A 15,608-nucleotide genomic window follows, 5' to 3' on the forward strand; every position below is an offset into this window, starting at 1 on the left:
GCCTCAGGTCCGGGCCCGGTGGCCGTCCGCCCCGTCCAGGTAGGCCAGCACCGCCAGCACCCGCCGGTTGTCGTCGTTGGACGGCGGCAGTCGCAGCTTGCTGAAGATGTTGTTGATGTGCTTGCTGACCGCCTTCTCGGTGACGAAGAGGCGGCCGGCGATCGCCGCGTTGGAGCGGCCCTCGGCCATCAGGCCCAGCACCTCCCGCTCCCGTACGGTCAGCTCCCCCAGCGGCTCCGCCGCGCCCCGGCTGGCCAGCAGTTGGGCGACCACCTCCGGATCCATCACCGTGCCGCCCCCGGCCACCCGGCGCACCGCGTCGACGAACTGGTCCACGTGGGACACCCGGTCCTTGAGCAGGTAACCGACCCCGCCGAGCCGGTCCGAGAGCAGTTCCCGGGCGTACAGCTGCTCGACGTGCTGGGACAGCACGAGGACCGGCAGCCCGGGCAGCTCCGCCCGGGCCCGGATGGCGGCCTGCAACCCCTCGTCGGTGAAGGTGGGTGGCAGCCGTACGTCGACCACCGCGACGTCCGGGCGGTGCGCGGTCAGCGCGGGCAGCACGGACGGCCCGTTGTCGACGGCGGCGACCACCTCGAAGTCGAACGCCTCCAGGATGCGGATCAACCCGTCCCGGAGGAGGGCGAGGTCCTCGGCGATGACAACTCGCAAGGCAGCTCCATGCTGACGACGGTGGGCCCACCGGCCGGACTGGACACCACCATCGTTCCATCGAACGCCGCCAGGCGGCGCCCGACACCGGCCAGGCCGCTGCCCGCCGCCGGATCAGCCCCGCCCCGACCGTCGTCACCGACCACCATGGCCAGTCGCCCGTCAGCGTGGTCGAGGCGGATCCAGGCCCGGGTCGCCCCGCTGTGCTTGGTCACGTTCGCCAGCGCCTCGGCCACCGCGAAGTACGCCGCCGACTCCACCGGCGCCGGCGGCCGGCCCGAGAGGTCGACGGCCACCGCCACGGGCAGCGGCACGGCCAGCGCCAGCGCCCGTACCGCGCCGTCCAGGCCCCGCTCGGCGAGCACCGGCGGGTGGATGCCGCGGACCAGGCCGCGCAGCTCGGCCAGGGCCTGCCCGCTGGCCTCCCGGGCGTCGGCGAGCAGCCGCCGGACCGCCTCGGGGTCGCGCTGCACGAGCTGCTCGGCCAGGCCGATGCTCATGCTCAGCGCGACCAGCCGGGCCTGTGCCCCGTCGTGCAGGTCCCGTTCGATCCGGCGCAGCTCCGCCGCCTGGGCGTCCACCGTCTCCGCGCGGGTGACGGTGAGCTGGCGGACCCGCAGCGCCAGCTCGGCGGTCCGGGTGGGCGGCAGGAAGAACCCGGCGAAGGTCACGTGCAGCCAGACCAGCCAGCGCCCGGCGGCCAGCCCGGCGAACAGGAAGAGCGCACCCAGCGGGAAGCAGAGCAACGCCTGGAAGAGGTTGCCGATCGGCCAGAACGGGCCGTAGCCGTACCAGACGTCCAGGGCGTGCAGCAGCACCGGCAGGCCGAGCACACCCTCCAGGCCGTACAGCGGCACGACGAACGCGGCCAGGCACACCCCGCCGGTGACCGCGCCGGGCAGCAGCCAGGACAGGTCCCGCCAGGTGGCCGGGTCGGTGACCACCCAGCGGAACCGCCGCCAGGTGCCGAATCCCGCGTCGGCCGGCGCCGGCAGGTACGGCGTGGCCAGCTCCACGCCGCCCCAGCCGGCGAGCCGGCGGTGCAGTCCGGCGGCCAGGCGCACCAGCGCGGTGGCCACCGGGAACAGCGCGAACCCGACGCCGAAGAGCGGGATGAGGACCAGGGCCGCCACCGACAGCACGAAGAGCGCCACGTTGGCGGTCAGCGACAGCAGCGCGATCAGCAGCCCCTGCGCGGCGGTGACCGCACCGGGCCGCAGCCATCCACGGAGCTGTCCGCGTACCGAGCCGTCCACGGGCCCATTCTCCGGCACCGCCGCCACGGAAATCGGTGGTGCTGGCACCACCCCGGGTCGGCGGGGTGCCACCCCTGACCCGCGGCCCGCACGCCCGAAGGATCGGCATCGAGGGCCACGGGTCCGGCCGTCCGGCCGGCGGTGGCTCCCCGGTCCACCTGACGAAAGGAACTCGGGATGTCCCCGCAACGACTGGCCGGTCTGCCGTCCGGCCGCCGCGGCAAATACGCGGTCCTCCTGCTCTGGCTTGCGCTGCTCGCGATCGCCGGTCCGCTGGCGGTGAAGCTCGGCGAGGTGCAGGACAACTCGACGCTCGGCGCGCTGCCGGCGGGCGCCGAGAGCAGCCGGGCCGTCCGGCGGGCCGAGGCGGCCTTCCCGGACTCGCGCCGGCAGCTGGCCGTCGCCGTCTACGTCCGCGACGCCGGCCTCACCGCCGCCGACCGGGCGCGGGTCGACGCCGACTGCGCCGCCTTCACCGCGTACGCCGACGGGGGTGTGGTGTCGCCGCCGGTGCCCAGCGCCGACGGCCGGGCGCTGCTGCTCTCCCTCCCGATGGCCACGGACGACGACCGGCGCGCCGCGGCGGTCGCCGCACTCAAGGACCGGCTGGCCGAGGGCGCGCCACCCGGCCTGCGCACCGCGCTGACCGGCGACGCGGCCGCCGAGCACGACGTCTTCGACGCGTTCGGCGGGATGGACGGGGCGCTGCTGCTGGCCACCGCGGTCACCGTCGCCCTGCTCCTGCTGGTCACCTACCGCAGCCCGGTGCTGTGGCTGATCCCGCTGATCGCGGTCGGGGTCGCCGACCAGCTCGCCGGCGCGGTGGTCTACCTGCTGGCGAAGCACGCCGGGCTGGCCGTCGACTTCCAGAGCCAGACCATCCTGACCGTGCTGGTCTTCGGCGTCGGCGTCGACTACGCCCTGCTGCTCATCGCCCGCTACCGCGAGGAGCTGCGCCGGCACCCCGACCGGCACGCCGCCATGGCGGTGGCGCTGCGCCGCTCGTACGGCGCGGTGTGCGCCTCGGCGGCGACCGTCGCGATCGGACTGCTCTGCCTGCTCGCGGCGGACCTGCCGGCCACCCGCGGCCTGGGCCCGGTCGGCGCGGTCGGCATCGGCGCGGCGCTGCTCGCCATGACCAGCCTGCTGCCGGCGGTGCTCGTCCTGTGTGGCCGCTGGCTGTTCTGGCCGTTCGTGCCCCGGCACGACCCGGACGCGGACACCCGGGACCGGACCGCCGACCACGGCGTCTGGCACCGGATCGCCGGGCTGGTCGCCGGCCGGCCCCGCGCGGTCTGGCTCGGCACCGCCGCCGCGCTGGTCGCGCTGACCTTCGGCATCGGCAACCTCAGCCTCGGCCTGCCCGACGAGGAGTCCTTCACCACCGAGGTCGGCTCGGTCACCGGGCAGCGGCTGATCGCGGCCCACTACCCGGGCGGCTCGGCCGCGCCGGCCGAGATCCTGGCCGCCGCCGGCAGCGCCGGTCAGGTGGTGGCCGCGGCCCGCACGGTGCCCGGCGTCGCGCAGGTGGGCGCCCCGGAACCCTCGCCCGACGGCCGGTGGGTACGCGTCCCGGCGGTCCTCGCCGCCGCCCCGGACAGCGACGCCGCACGGGAGGCGGTGACCCGGCTTCGGGCCGCGGTGCACGCGGTGCCCGACGCGGGGGCCCTGGTGGGCGGGCGGACGGCGACCCTGCTGGACGAGCGGCGCGCCGTGGACCGGGACAACCGGGTGGTCATCCCCCTGGTGCTCGCTGCCGTCCTGGTGATCCTGGTGCTGCTGCTGCGGTCGCTGGTCGCGCCGCTGCTGCTGATGGCGAGCGTGGTGCTGTCGTACGCGGCCGCGATGGGCGCCGCCGGGCTGCTGCTCGACGCGCTGGGCCACCCTGGGCTGTTCGTCGGGGTCCCGTTGCAGGCGTTCCTGTTCCTGGTGGCGCTCGGGGTCGACTACACCATCTTCCTGATGAGCCGGGCGCGGGAGGAGGTCGCGCTGGTCGGGCACCGGCCGGGGGTGCTGCGCGCGCTGACCGTCACCGGTGGGGTGATCACCAGCGCGGGCGTGGTGCTCGCGGCCACCTTCGGCGCGCTGCTGGTGCTGCCGCTGGTGCCGTCGGTGCAGATGGGGGTCATCGTGGCCGTCGGCATCCTGCTCGACACGTTCCTGGTCCGCAGCCTGCTGATCCCGGCGCTGACCCTGGACCTGGGCGCCCATACCTGGTGGCCGGGCCGCCCGTCCCGCCGGACGTCCCGCTCGACCCCCGCGCCGGCTCTGGTCGGGTGAAAGGAGGGGGCCCTTGTTGACGCCGGGCGTTGCACAAGGGCCCCCTGCTCACAGCTCAGCCGGCGAGGAGGGCGGCCATCCGCTCGGCCTGGGTCTCCCAGCGCCACTCCTTCTCCACCCAGGCGCGGCCGGCGGCGCCGAGCTGGCGGGCCAGGTCCCGGTCGGCGAGCAGGGTGGCCACCCGGTCGGCGAGCTGGGCCACGTCCCGGCCCGGGACCACGTACCCGGTCTCCCCCTCGCGGACCGCGTCCGGCGCGCCGCCGGAGTCGCCGGCCACCACCGGCAGCCCGGTCGCGCTGGCCTCCAGGTAGACGATGCCCAGCCCCTCCACGTCCAGCCCGCGGTTGCGGGTGCGGCAGGGCATCGCGTACACGTCGCCCGCGGCGTAGTGGGCGGGCAGCTCGGCCGACGGCACCGAGCCGGTGAAGACCACGTCGCGCTCCACGCCGGCCTGCCGGGCCAGCTTCTCGAGCGTCGCCCGGTACGGCCCGCCACCCACGATCAGCAGCGCCGCGTCCGGCACCCGGCGCCGGATCTCCGGCAGCGCGCGGATGAGCATGTCCTGCCCCTTGCGCGGCACCAGCCGGGACACGCAGACCACCACCGGCCGGTCGGCCAGCCCCAGGCGCAGCCGCACCCGCTCCCCGTCCACCGACGGGTGGTAGGCGTCCACGTCGACGCCGGGCGCGAGCCGGCGCAGCTCGGTCAGCCCGTCCAGCACCCGGGCCAGCCGGACCCGGGTGTACTCGCCGAGGTAGGTGGTGACGTCCACGCCCCGGCCGATCCGGCGCAGCGCGGACCGGGCGCCGGGCAGCGCCGCCCAGCCGGCCTCGTGGCCGTGGGTGAGGGCCACCGCCCGCTGGATCCCGGCCCGCCGGCGCAGCCCGGTCGCGAGCAGCCCGAGCGGGGCCGCCGCGCCGAACCACACCGTGTCGCAGTCGTACGCCCGGGCCAGCTTCGCCGCGCGGCGGGCGACCAGCGGGGTGGGCAGCAGCACCTTGGTGCGCTCCCGGATCACCTCGAACGGCTGGTCGGCGTCGAACTTGGCGGCGCCCCGCCAGCTCGACGCGTAGACCACCACCGAGCCGGCGGGCTGGCGGACGGCGAGGTTGTGGACGAAGGACTGGATGCCGCCGGGGCGGGGCGGGAAGTCGTTGGTGATCAGCAAGGTCCGGCTCATCTGCCGATCTCCCTGGCGTAGGCGCGGGCGGCGGCCATCCGCTCCACGGTGGACGGGTGGGACGCCGACCAGAGGTACTCCCAGCGGGGCGGGTCGGGGTCGGCCAGGTTCACCCCGGCCAGGCGGCGCTGCATCGCCTCGAAGGTGACCGGGTCGCCGGTCAGGGCGAGCGCGTGCGCGTCGGCCCGGGCCTCGACCCGGCGCGACACCAGGGCCTGCACCGGGGTGGCCAGCAGCCCGGCCAGGGTGACCAGGGCGATCAGCAGCGGGAACGCGGCCGGTTGGGTGACGGAGTCGACCCCGGCCAGGCGCAGCAGCGGCGGCCAGGAGCCGACCAGGTAGAGCGCCACCACCGCGAACGCGGCGCCGAGCGCCCCGGTGAGCGTGCCGGTCCACACGTCCCGGTCCTTGGCGTGCCCGAGCTCGTGCGCGACGACGCTGGTCACCTCCTCCGGGGTGGCCTCGCGCAGCAGGGTGTCGTAGACGACCACCCGCCGGGTCGGCCCGAGCCCGGAGACGTACGCGTTGACCGCCCGGGTCCGCCGGGAGGCGTCGGCGACCAGCACGTCGCGGACCGGCACCCCGTCCCGGGCGGCCATGCTCATCAGCTCGCCGCGCAGCGGCCCGGGCTCCATCGGGGTGAACTTGTTGAACACCGGCTCGACCAGCACCGGCAGCACGAACGACAGCAGCACCACCAGCAGCGCGGCGCCGGCCGCGCCGAACGCCCACCACCAGCGCGGGGCGAGCCGGACCACCGAGTAGAAGCCGAGCAGGACCAGCGCGCCGATGACCGCGCTGACCGCGTACGACTTGAGCAGGTCGACCGCCCAGCCGCCCCAGCCCTGGGTGCTCAGCCCGTACCGGGTGAGCACGGTCTGCCGCCAGGCCGCGAAGGGCAGGGTGAGCAGGTCGGCGAGGAGCAGCACGGCCAGCCCGCCGAGCACCGCCTGGGCGATCCAGTGGTCGCCGAAGGGCCGGCCGGCGAGCGTCACCAGGCGGGCGCCGAACGGGGTGAGCCCGAGCAGCAGCGCGACGACCAGCCCGACGGCGAGCGCCGACCACGCGGCCGGGCGCAGCGCGCCGTGGAACGCCCGGCCCCGGGCCACCTGGTCGACCGGGAGGGCGCGCAGCGCGGCCAACTGGTCGGCGCGGGGCGCCGGCGGCCGACCCCAGGGGATCAGCAGCGCACCGGTGACGACCAGCGCTACGGCCAGCCCGGCCAGGGTCAGCACCGCCCAGCCGCGCGGGCTCACCGCCGCATCCCGCCGTCGCGCCGTATCCGCTTCATCCCGCTCCTCCCGCCGTGAGCGCCCATCCTAAGGCCCGGCGCGCCCGTCCCGGCCCCGGTGCCCGCCCCGGACGGCTGCAGCGCCGTGATCTGCCCCGCGTTGCGGAAAGCGGGGTCTCTCCGCTGGCGGACACCCCGAGTTGCCGCAACCCGCGTCGATCTGTCGGCGCGGCCCGGGGCCGCCCGGAACGGGCGGCCGGCGACGGGGTCAGGCGACCCGGCGACGGCCGGTCGGCCGGCGGGCGGGCGGGGCGGACGGCGGCAGCACCTCCACCTCGAAGCCGGCGCGGGCGAACACCTCGATTGCCCGGTGCTCGGCGGGGCCGAGCGCGGCCGCCGGCGAGCCGGTGTCGAGCAGCGCGGTCACCAGGCAGCCGGAGCAGCCGGCGCCGCGGATCCCGCAGGTGTCGCAGTCGATGAGCATCAACGCCTCCTGACGCGGTCGCCGGTGGCGGTCGGGGAAGAGGCCACCACCGTCGGTCACCACGAGGCTAGGCGACGGGTATGACAGAAACCGGACAACGAGGCAGCACCCGCCTCGAATCCGATCATCCAGCCACCAGCTCTCCGAACCGGCGCGATCACCTCGCCCACGACCCCGCCATCTCGCCGGCCTGGAGTCGATCACGCGCCACGGCGCCGCCCGCGTCGGCGGGTCAGGAGCGGGCGAGCCGCCGCAGCAGGGAATCCGCGCCCAGCGGGTACGCGCCGTGTCGGCGTACCCCGTCGGCGACCTCCCGGTCGGAGGAGACCACGACCACCGGCCGCCCCGCCGGCTCGGCCCGGACCAGCCGGCGGATCAGCTCGTCGGCGGTCTCCCCCTTACGGGAGAAGAGCACCCGCACGCCGCGCGGCGCGGGCGGCAGCCCGTGGATCCGCTCGGCGCCGTCGAAGACCACGGTGACCTCGTCCCCGGTCTGCGCGGCGATCCCGCCCAGCCCGCTGATCAGCCGCTTGCGCTGCTGCTCCAGGGACATCTCGCCGAAGCCCCGCTTGGTGACGTTGTAGCCGTCCACCACGAGGTGCGCCTTCGGCAACGCGAGGAGCTGGTCCAGCCGGGCCGGGTCGTCGGTGTCCCGGGCGCGGGCGGCGGCGCCGGCCTGGGTGGTCGCCGACTGGTCGGCGAAGGCGTCGGCCACGAAGTCGGCGGGCATCCGGTCGACCGGGTCGAGGGCCAGCTCGCGCCGCAGCCCGACGGCCGCCTGGCCGATGGTCTCCAGCAGCAGCCACAGCTTCGCGTCGTCGACCGAGCGGGCCTCCTTGGCGCTGGCCCGGGCCACCCCCGCCGTGGCCTCCGCCTCGGCCAGCCGGGCCCGGGCGCGGCGCAGCTCCGCGTCGGCGTCGGCCGCCGCCCGCGTGGCCCGGCCCCGCTCGGTGGCGAGCAGCTCGGTGGCCCTGCGCTCCCGGGCCTGGGTCTCCCGGAGGGTACGGGCCAGCTGCCGGGCCTCCTCGCGCAGCTGCCCCAGCTCCTCCCGGACCCGGGACAGCTCGTCGCGGAGCTTCTCGGCCTCGACCCGGGCCACCGCCCGGTCGTGCTCGGCGCGGGTGGCCCGCTGCTCGGCCTCCCGGACCAGCTCGGCCACGACCGCGCTGTCCGCCTCGGCCCGCACCGCGGCGCCGCTCGCCTCGATCAGCTCCCGCCAGCCGCGCGGCCGGGCCAGGTAGGCCAGGGCGGCCACCTCGACCGGGTCGGCGGCGGCCGGGGCGGTCCCCTCCACCACGGCCGCGCCCAGGTCGCCGGCGTCGGCCAGCACCCGGGCGGTGACCCGCTGCCGGAACAGCGGGTCGGCGGTGAGCTGGGTGGCGATGGCCGGGGCGCCGAGCCGGGCCCGGCGGTTGGGGGCGAACTTGGCCACCCGGCGCAGCGGGACCGGCACCTCGTCGGCGGGCAGGCCGGGCAGCACGGCGGCGGTCAGCGCCACGATCCGCTGCCGGACCGGTTCGGGCAGGGTGGGCTCCGGCTCGGGCGGGCTCTCCGCGTCCGGCTCCGGGGGGTCCGCGGCCTCACCGGCGGCGTACGCGCCGACCACCGACTCCTCCTCCGCGGAGAAGTGGTCGTCGTGCGGCTCGGCGAGGGGCATGTGGCAAGTCTCCCACCCCGAACGGGCCCACCGCCCGGTGAGTGAGCCGATCTCTCATCCTATCCCCCGTGGTGACACGTGGGACGGTTGGGACGGGAGTGTCGGACCCCGCCGCTACCGTGCCGCGGGTGACGGGAGCGGAGTACGTCCAGGAGGCGCTGGCCGGCCTGGACCGGGCGGCGGACGGCGGGGTCGACCCCGCCCTGCCGCTCTACGCGACCACCTTCGTGGTGGTCGACCTGGAGACCACCGGCGGCGCGCCGGACGGCGGCGGCATCACCGAGATCGGTGCGGTGAAGGTCCGTGGCGGCGAGGAGCTGGGCGTGCTCGCCACCCTGGTCAACCCGGGCGTGCCGATTCCGCCGTTCATCACCGTGCTGACCGGGATCACCCAGGCCATGCTGCTGCCCGCCCCGCCGATCGAGCAGGTGCTGCCGAGCTTCCTGGAGTTCGTCTCCGACGCCGTGCTGGTCGCCCACAACGCCCCGTACGACGTGGGCTTCCTCAAGGCCGCCTGCGCGAAGCACGGCTACCACTGGCCCAACCCCCGGGTGCTGGACACCGCCGCGCTCGCCCGCCGGGTGCTCACCCGGGACGAGGTGCCCAACCGCAAGCTGGGCACCCTGGCCGCCTACTTCCGCACCGCGACCGAGCCGACGCACCGGGCGCTGGACGACGCCAAGGCCACCGTCGACGTGCTGCACGGGTTGATCGCGCGGCTCGGCGGGCACCGGGTCGACACGATCGGCGAGGCGATCGAGTTCGCCCGGGCGGTCACCCCCACCCAGCGCCGCAAGCGGCACCTCGCCGACGGGCTGCCGAAGGTGCCCGGGGTCTACATCTTCCGGGCCGCCGACGACCGGCCGCTCTACGTCGGCACGTCCGGTGACATCGCGACCCGGGTGCGCAGCTACTTCACGGCGGGCGAGAAGCGGGCCCGGATCTCGGAGATGCTGGCCGCCGCCGAGCGGGTCGAGGCGGTCGAGTGCGCGCACTCGCTGGAGGCGGAGGTCCGGGAGCTGCGGCTGATCGCCGCGCACGCGCCGCCGTACAACCGGCGCTCCAAGTATCCGGAACGGCAGGTCTGGCTGAAGCTGACCGACGAGGCGTACCCCCGGTTGTCGATCGTGCGGGACCTCTCCCCCGCCGACACCGCCTACCTCGGCCCGTTCCGCTCGAAGCAGGCCGCCGAGCTGGCCGCCGCCGGTTTCCACGACGCGGTGCCCCTGCGCCAGTGCACGCACCGGCTCTCCCGGCGCACCACCATGCCGGCCTGCGCGCTGGCCGAGCTGGGCCGCTGCCCGGCGCCCTGCGAGCACCGGATCAGCCCGGAGGACTACGAGCACCGCGCCGCCGCCCCGTTCCGTACCGCCACCACCAGCGACCCGCAGGTGGTGGTGGATGCCCTGCTGGCCCGGATCGACGTGCTGTCGGCCGCCCAGCGGTACGAGGAGGCCGCGGTGGTCCGCGGCCGGCTGGCCGCGGTGCTGCGCGCGGCGGTCCGGATGCAGCGGCTGGCGGCGCTCACCGGGATCGCCGAGCTGGCCGCCGCCCGCCCGGCCGCCCGGGGCGGCTGGGAGCTGGCCCTGGTCCGGTACGGCCGGCTGGCCGGCGCCGGGGTCTCCCCGCCCGGCGTCCATCCTCGACCGACCATCACCGCGATCCGGGCCACCGCCGAGACGGTGCTGCCCGGGCACGGCCCGGTGCCGGCGGCCTCCGCCGAGGAGACCGAACGCATCCTGTCCTGGTTGGAGCGACCGGAGACCCGACTGGTGGAGATCTCCTCCGGCTGGGCGTCCCCGACCAGCGGTGCGGGGCGGTTCCGCGCCCTCCTGACGAAGGCGGAAAACGGTGCGTCCCACCAACTCTCGACCGAACGCTCATGACCAAGTGTCCGATCGGACGACGCCACCTCGCTTAGGCTGTTAGAGAAGTGCAGTCCTGCCCGTTTCGCGGGCCTGCTCCCGGTTGCCGGGCTCGGCGGCCCGGGGCCGGGGTGAGGAGGTGTCCCAGGTGGACGTCGACGCCGGACACGGCGCCGCCCTGGGCGGCGCCCTTCCGACCCAGCCCGGCGAGCTGCCGCTGACCCGGCGGCTGCGCGCTCTGCTCACCTGGCCCACCACCGACAGCGACCCGGTCACCGCGCTGGTCCGCGCCCACCGGGGCATCCACGCCAGCTCCGAGGCCTCGGTGCTCCGCCGGGCGTACACGATCGCCGACAACATGCACCGCGGGCAGTTCCGCAAGAGCGGCGAGCCGTACATCACCCACCCGCTCGCGGTCGCCCAGATCTGCGCCGACCTCGGCATGGACACCACCACCCTGGTCGCCGCGCTGCTGCACGACACGGTGGAGGACACCCGCTACACCCTCCAGGCGCTCCAGGAGGACTTCGGCCGCCAAGTGGCGCACCTGGTCGACGGGGTGACCAAGTTCGACAAGGCGTTCTACGGCAAGGCCGCCGAGGCAGAGACCGTGCGCAAGATGATCGTCGCGGCCGGCAAGGACGTCCGGGTGCTGATCATCAAGCTGGCCGACCGGCTGCACAACATGCGCACCCTCGGCGTACGCTCCGCCGCCTCCCGGGAGCGCATCGCCCGCAAGACCCTCGAGGTGCTCGTCCCGCTCTGCGACCGGCTCGGCGTCCAGACGCTCAAACGCGAACTCGACGACGTGGTGCTGCTGCACCTCCAACCGGAGGAGCACGCCCGGATCGCCCGGTTCGTGCACGACCGGCCCGGCTGGGACGCGTACCTGGACGACGTGGTGGCGAAGACGAAGGTGGCGTTGCGCCGCAGTCGGGTCGACGCGCAGGTGTCCCCCCGTCCCCGACACCTCTACTCGATCTGGAAGGACACCGTCTCGGGCGGCCACACCGCGCCGTACGACCTGCCCCGCATCGCGATCGTGGTGGACGGTCCGGCCACCGACTGCTACGCCGCACTCGGCGCGGTGCACGGGCTCTGGCGACCCGTGCCGGGACGGTTCAAGGACTTCATCGCCTCCCCGAAGAACAACCTCTACCGGTCGCTGCACACCAGCGTCTGCGGGCCCCAGGACCGCACCGTGGAGGTGCTGATCCGCACCGAGGAGATGCACCGCTCCGCGGAATACGGCGTCGCCGCCCACTACCGCTTCCCCCACGTCGCCGGGCACGACGCCGACCGGGCGGACGAGCTGGCCTGGCTGCGCCGGGTGCTCGACTGGGAGCAGGAGGCGGTCGACCCGACCCAGTTCATGGAGTCGCTGCGGTGCGACCTCGCGGAAGCGCAGATCCAGGTGGTCGCCGACGGGCGGCAGGTCATCCTCCCGGCCGGCGCAACCCCGGTCGATCTCGCGTACGAGCTGGGCACCGAACGCGGCGACCACTGCCTGGCCGCGCGGATCAACGGCCGGCTGGCCCCGCTCTCCTCCGAACTGGAGGAGGGCGACGTGGTGGAGATCTTCACCGAGAGCGACGCGGAGAGCGGCTTCGAGGTCGACGTCGCGCCGCGCGGGCCGCGCCGGGAGTGGCTGGGCTTCGTCAAGTCGCCGCACGCCCAGATGCAGATCAACCGCTGGTTCGCCGAGCACACCGAGCCGGGCATCTCCATCGCCGACAAGGTGCGCCTGGGCCGGGCCAGCGTCGGCCTGGCGCTGCGCAAGCACAACCGTGGGCTGGCCAGCGACCTGCCGCTGCTGCGGCTCTCCGAGGAGCTGGGCTACCCCGACCTGGAGACCCTGCTGGTGGCGGTCTTCGACCGGGCGGTCGAGCCGGACACCGTGGTCGAGCAGCTGATCGATCTCGTCGACCACCGGCAGTAGACCCCAGGTGAGCGCCGCTCGGGCGGGCCGTCCGCCCGGCCACTAGCCTTACAGACATGATCCCCCGCGCGCGTGCCACCGGACGGGCCCTCGGCTACCGGCTCTTCTACCGCCTCCCGGTCCGGCTGCGCCGGCGGCTGGTGCGGCTGGCCGTGCCGAAGTACATCGTCGGCGCGGTGGTCCTGGTCCGGGACACCGAGGCCGACGGCGCGGGGCGGATCCTGCTGCTGCGCCAGCCACCCGGCTACAGCTGGACCCTGCCGGCCGGCCTGCTCGAGCGGGCCGAGGCCCCGGTGGTCGGCGCGGCCCGCGAGCTCCACGAGGAGTCCGGGATCCGGCTCTCTCCTGACCGGCTGCGCCCGGCCGTGCCCAACGCGGTGGTGCACGCCCAGGGCTGGGTGGACGTGGTCTTCGAGACCGAGGTGCCGGCCTCGACGACGGAGCTGACGGTGGACGGCGCCGAGGTCTTCGAGGCGGCCTGGCACCCGCTGGACGACCTGCCCCGGCTGAGCCGGGCCACCGCCAACCTGCTCGCCTACTACGGCATCGGACCGCGCGCGGGCGAGGTCCCGCCGGCGACGCCGCCCGGCGCGTGACGGCGCCTGGCCCCCGTCGCCCCGGGGGCGCGCGACGCTCCACCGGGCCGGCCGGCCCGAGCCACCCCGCCGGCCGAGCCGGCACCGGCCCCGCCGCCGCCGAGCGCCCCACCGGCTCCGACGACCCGTTCGGCACCGCCGGCGCGGCCGGTCCCGAGGACCCGGCCGCGCCCACGCGGCCGGGAGGCCCGGCCGGCGCTGCCGACCCGAGCCGGCCCGGCGGCTCCGACCAGCCGGTCCGCGCGAGCGCCGGCGCGGCAGGATCCGGCTGGCGGGCGGCGGTGGAGGTCTGCGCGGTGGTGCTCGCCGCCGGCGAGGGCACCCGGCTGCGCCCGCTGACCGAGCGGCTGCCCAAGGCGCTCTGCCCGGTGGGCAACGTACCGCTGCTGGACCGGGCCCTGGCCCGCCTCGCCGGACTCGGCCTGGCCGGGCCCGACCGCGTCGCGGTCAACGCCTGTTACCTGGGCGACCAGGTGGTGACGCACGTCGGCGCCCGGGCGCACCTGTCGGTGGAGCCCGGCGACCCGCTCGGCACCGCGGGCGGGCTGGGCAACCTGCGGGACTGGATCGCCGGGCGGGGGGTGCTGGTCGGCAACGCCGACGCGTACCTGGCGGATCCGGACGCCCCGCCGGGGCCGGACGTGGCCGCGCTGCTGGACGGTTGGGACGGGCGGAGCGTACGCCTGCTGGGCCAGCCGGCCGACGACCCGGCGGCCCCCGGCACCTTCAGCGGCCACCGGTTCGTCGGGTTCTCGCTGCTGCCCTGGCGGCTGGTCCGGGACCTACCGGCCACCTTCGGCGACCTGGTCCGGGCGGTGTGGCGACCGGCGGAGGTGGCCGGCGCGCTGGAGGTGGTGACCTATCCCGGCGTCTTCTACGACACCGGCACCCCGGCCGACTACCTGGCGGCCAACCTGCACGCGGCCGGCGACGGCAGCCTGGTCGATCCGGCCGCCACGGTGACCGGGCGGGTGCACCGGGCGGTGGTCGGGGCAGGGGCGACGGTCCGGGGCGAGGTGAGCCGGGCGGTGGTCTGGCCCGACGCGACGGTACGCGAGGGCGAGCGGCTCACCGACGCGATCCGGGCCGGGGCCGACCTGACGGTCCCGGCCCGGATCCCCGAGCCCGGGAACGGCCGGACCGCCTGACCTCTAGCATGGGCCACGACGTCGACGAACGGAGAAATGTCCCGTGATCACCGCGATCGTGCTGATCGACTGCGCCACCGACTCCATCCCCGAGGTGGCCGAGACCCTGGCCAACCTGCCCGGCGTCAGCGAGGTCTACTCGGTGGCCGGTCACGTCGACCTGATCGCCATGGTGCGGGTCCGCGAGTTCGAGCAGATCGCCCAGGTCATCGCCGGCAGCATCTCCAAGGTGCCGGGTGTGCTCAACACCGAGTCGCACATCGCGTTCCGGGCCTACTCGCAGCACGACCTGGAGGAGGCGTTCGCGATCGGGCTGGCCAACGCCGACTGACGTACGCGTGGTGGCCGGCCCACCCCGGGGGGCGGACCGGCCACCGTCGGCCGTACGGCGTCAGCTCTGGCTGGGCGCCGGGGTCTCCGTGGTACCCGGGGCCGGCGCCTCGCTGGTGCCGCCCGGGGCCGGGGACTCGGTGCCGCCCGGTGCCGGCGACGTGCTGCCGCCCGGGCTGGGCGTGCCGCTGGCGCTGGTCTGCGGGACCGGGACGCCCAGGGTCTGGGCCAGGGCCGTCAGCGCGTCGAGATGCGCCTGGAGGACCGGCAGGGCGTCCTGGGCCAACGTGACCACCGACTGTTCGGAACCCTGCGAGATCTCGGTCTGCGTCGCCTGGATGGCGGCGACATGGCTGGCCAGTTCCGCGGTCACCCACGCCTTGTCGAACTGGGCGCCGCTGTCGTTGTTCAGCTTGCTGATGACCTTCTGCTGGTCGGTGGTCGGCTCGGACGGCAACTGCACGTTCAGCTGCTGCGCGGTGCTCTTCACCGACTGGTCCAGCTGGGTGTGGTCGGTCACGAACTGCTTACCCAGGTCCTTGACCTGGGTGTTCTGGCCCTTCTGCTGGGCCAGGTTGCCCATCGTGATCTCGGCCAGGTTCACCTGGTGCAGCGCCTTCAGGTACTGCGTGTCCTGCGTCGACGGCTGGGCCGCCGCCTGCGCCGCCGCGGCGGGCGCGAGCCCGACGAGCACCAGCGCGGCCAGCAGGCCCAGGCGTTTGATTCCCAACATGCTTTCCCCCCCTTGAGACGTTGGACCGCACGGATACCCGGCTGACCGGGGTTATTCCTGCGATTCCACCCGTCCGTGTCCGGGGGCGGCGGCGCGGTGGAACGGGACCGTCGGCCACGGGAGGGGACGAACGGTCCGGAAACGGCCGTGGGGGGGGGGGGGGGGGGGGGGGGGGGGGGGGGGGGGGGGGGGGGGGGGGGGGGGGGGGGGGGGGGGGGGGGGGGGGGGGGGGGGGGG

The 15,608-nt window shown here is 75.6% G+C and carries 13 protein-coding genes; 6 read left to right on the forward strand and 7 right to left on the reverse strand.

All coding sequences use genetic code 11. From position 1 onward, the window contains the following. Positions 1 to 3: 3 nt before the first annotated feature. Together ACZ6S5_RS30190 and ACZ6S5_RS30195 are read right to left on the reverse strand one after the other, a co-directional pair. The gene (locus ACZ6S5_RS30190) at positions 4 to 672 is read right to left on the reverse strand and encodes a LuxR C-terminal-related transcriptional regulator (protein ID WP_466005620.1); all 669 of its coding nucleotides are present in this window, start codon (positions 670 to 672) and stop codon (positions 4 to 6) included. Then, positions 624 to 1,928 (reverse strand): sensor histidine kinase, encoded by a 1,305-nt coding sequence (locus tag ACZ6S5_RS30195; RefSeq protein ID WP_466005621.1) that lies wholly within the window; start codon positions 1,926 to 1,928, stop codon positions 624 to 626. Before ACZ6S5_RS30195 ends, ACZ6S5_RS30190 begins: the two co-directional genes overlap by 49 nt. A gap of 177 nt (positions 1,929 to 2,105) precedes the next feature. Here ACZ6S5_RS30195 and ACZ6S5_RS30200 point away from each other — a divergent pair, with 177 nt between their 5' ends. After that, complete coding sequence (locus ACZ6S5_RS30200) at positions 2,106 to 4,208, forward strand: MMPL family transporter (RefSeq protein ID WP_466005622.1); 2,103 nt, start codon at positions 2,106 to 2,108, stop codon at positions 4,206 to 4,208. A gap of 55 nt (positions 4,209 to 4,263) precedes the next feature. Here the strand turns inward: ACZ6S5_RS30200 and ACZ6S5_RS30205 are convergent, their stop codons facing one another. The 4 genes from ACZ6S5_RS30205 to ACZ6S5_RS30220 form a co-directional block, all read right to left on the reverse strand. Beyond that, on the reverse strand, positions 4,264 to 5,388 hold the full coding sequence (locus tag ACZ6S5_RS30205) for a glycosyltransferase family 4 protein (RefSeq protein WP_466005623.1): 1,125 nt from the start codon (positions 5,386 to 5,388) through the stop codon (positions 4,264 to 4,266). Beyond that, on the reverse strand, positions 5,385 to 6,644 hold the full coding sequence (locus ACZ6S5_RS30210; RefSeq protein ID WP_466005624.1) for a M48 family metallopeptidase: 1,260 nt from the start codon (positions 6,642 to 6,644) through the stop codon (positions 5,385 to 5,387). The genes ACZ6S5_RS30205 and ACZ6S5_RS30210 overlap by 4 nt, the downstream gene beginning before the upstream one ends. A gap of 243 nt (positions 6,645 to 6,887) precedes the next feature. Next, positions 6,888 to 7,103, reverse strand: a complete 216-nt coding sequence (locus tag ACZ6S5_RS30215) for a hypothetical protein (protein ID WP_466005632.1) — start codon at positions 7,101 to 7,103, stop codon at positions 6,888 to 6,890. 232 nt (positions 7,104 to 7,335) lie between these two features. Then, positions 7,336 to 8,760, reverse strand: a complete 1,425-nt coding sequence (locus tag ACZ6S5_RS30220; protein WP_466005625.1) for an NYN domain-containing protein — start codon at positions 8,758 to 8,760, stop codon at positions 7,336 to 7,338. Between the two features lie 128 nt (positions 8,761 to 8,888). On the opposite strand from ACZ6S5_RS30220, the gene ACZ6S5_RS30225 reads away from it, so the two are divergent. The 5 genes from ACZ6S5_RS30225 (at position 8,889) to ACZ6S5_RS30245 (ending at position 14,639) form a co-directional block, all read left to right on the forward strand. Next, on the forward strand, positions 8,889 to 10,646 hold the full coding sequence (locus ACZ6S5_RS30225; protein WP_466005626.1) for a DEDD exonuclease domain-containing protein: 1,758 nt from the start codon (positions 8,889 to 8,891) through the stop codon (positions 10,644 to 10,646). A 127-nt stretch (positions 10,647 to 10,773) separates the two neighbouring features. Next, positions 10,774 to 12,564: a RelA/SpoT family protein gene (locus ACZ6S5_RS30230; protein WP_466005633.1), complete on the forward strand. Its 1,791-nt coding sequence runs from the start codon at positions 10,774 to 10,776 to the stop codon at positions 12,562 to 12,564. Between the two features lie 56 nt (positions 12,565 to 12,620). Further along, positions 12,621 to 13,160 carry an NUDIX hydrolase gene (locus ACZ6S5_RS30235; RefSeq protein WP_466005627.1) on the forward strand — a complete coding sequence of 180 codons (540 nt, stop codon included), beginning with the start codon at positions 12,621 to 12,623 and terminating at the stop codon, positions 13,158 to 13,160. Between the two features lie 296 nt (positions 13,161 to 13,456). After that, positions 13,457 to 14,308 carry a nucleotidyltransferase family protein gene (locus tag ACZ6S5_RS30240; protein ID WP_466005634.1) on the forward strand — a complete coding sequence of 284 codons (852 nt, stop codon included), beginning with the start codon at positions 13,457 to 13,459 and terminating at the stop codon, positions 14,306 to 14,308. A gap of 43 nt (positions 14,309 to 14,351) precedes the next feature. Further along, on the forward strand, positions 14,352 to 14,639 hold the full coding sequence (locus ACZ6S5_RS30245) for an Lrp/AsnC family transcriptional regulator (protein WP_013287689.1): 288 nt from the start codon (positions 14,352 to 14,354) through the stop codon (positions 14,637 to 14,639). A 60-nt stretch (positions 14,640 to 14,699) separates the two neighbouring features. Here the strand turns inward: ACZ6S5_RS30245 and ACZ6S5_RS30250 are convergent, their stop codons facing one another. After that, a complete protein-coding gene (locus tag ACZ6S5_RS30250; protein WP_466005628.1) occupies positions 14,700 to 15,371 on the reverse strand; it encodes a DUF4142 domain-containing protein in 672 nt (223 codons plus the stop codon). Positions 15,372 to 15,608 lie beyond the last annotated feature (237 nt).

The organism is Micromonospora sp. NPDC051924, assembly GCF_055586005.1.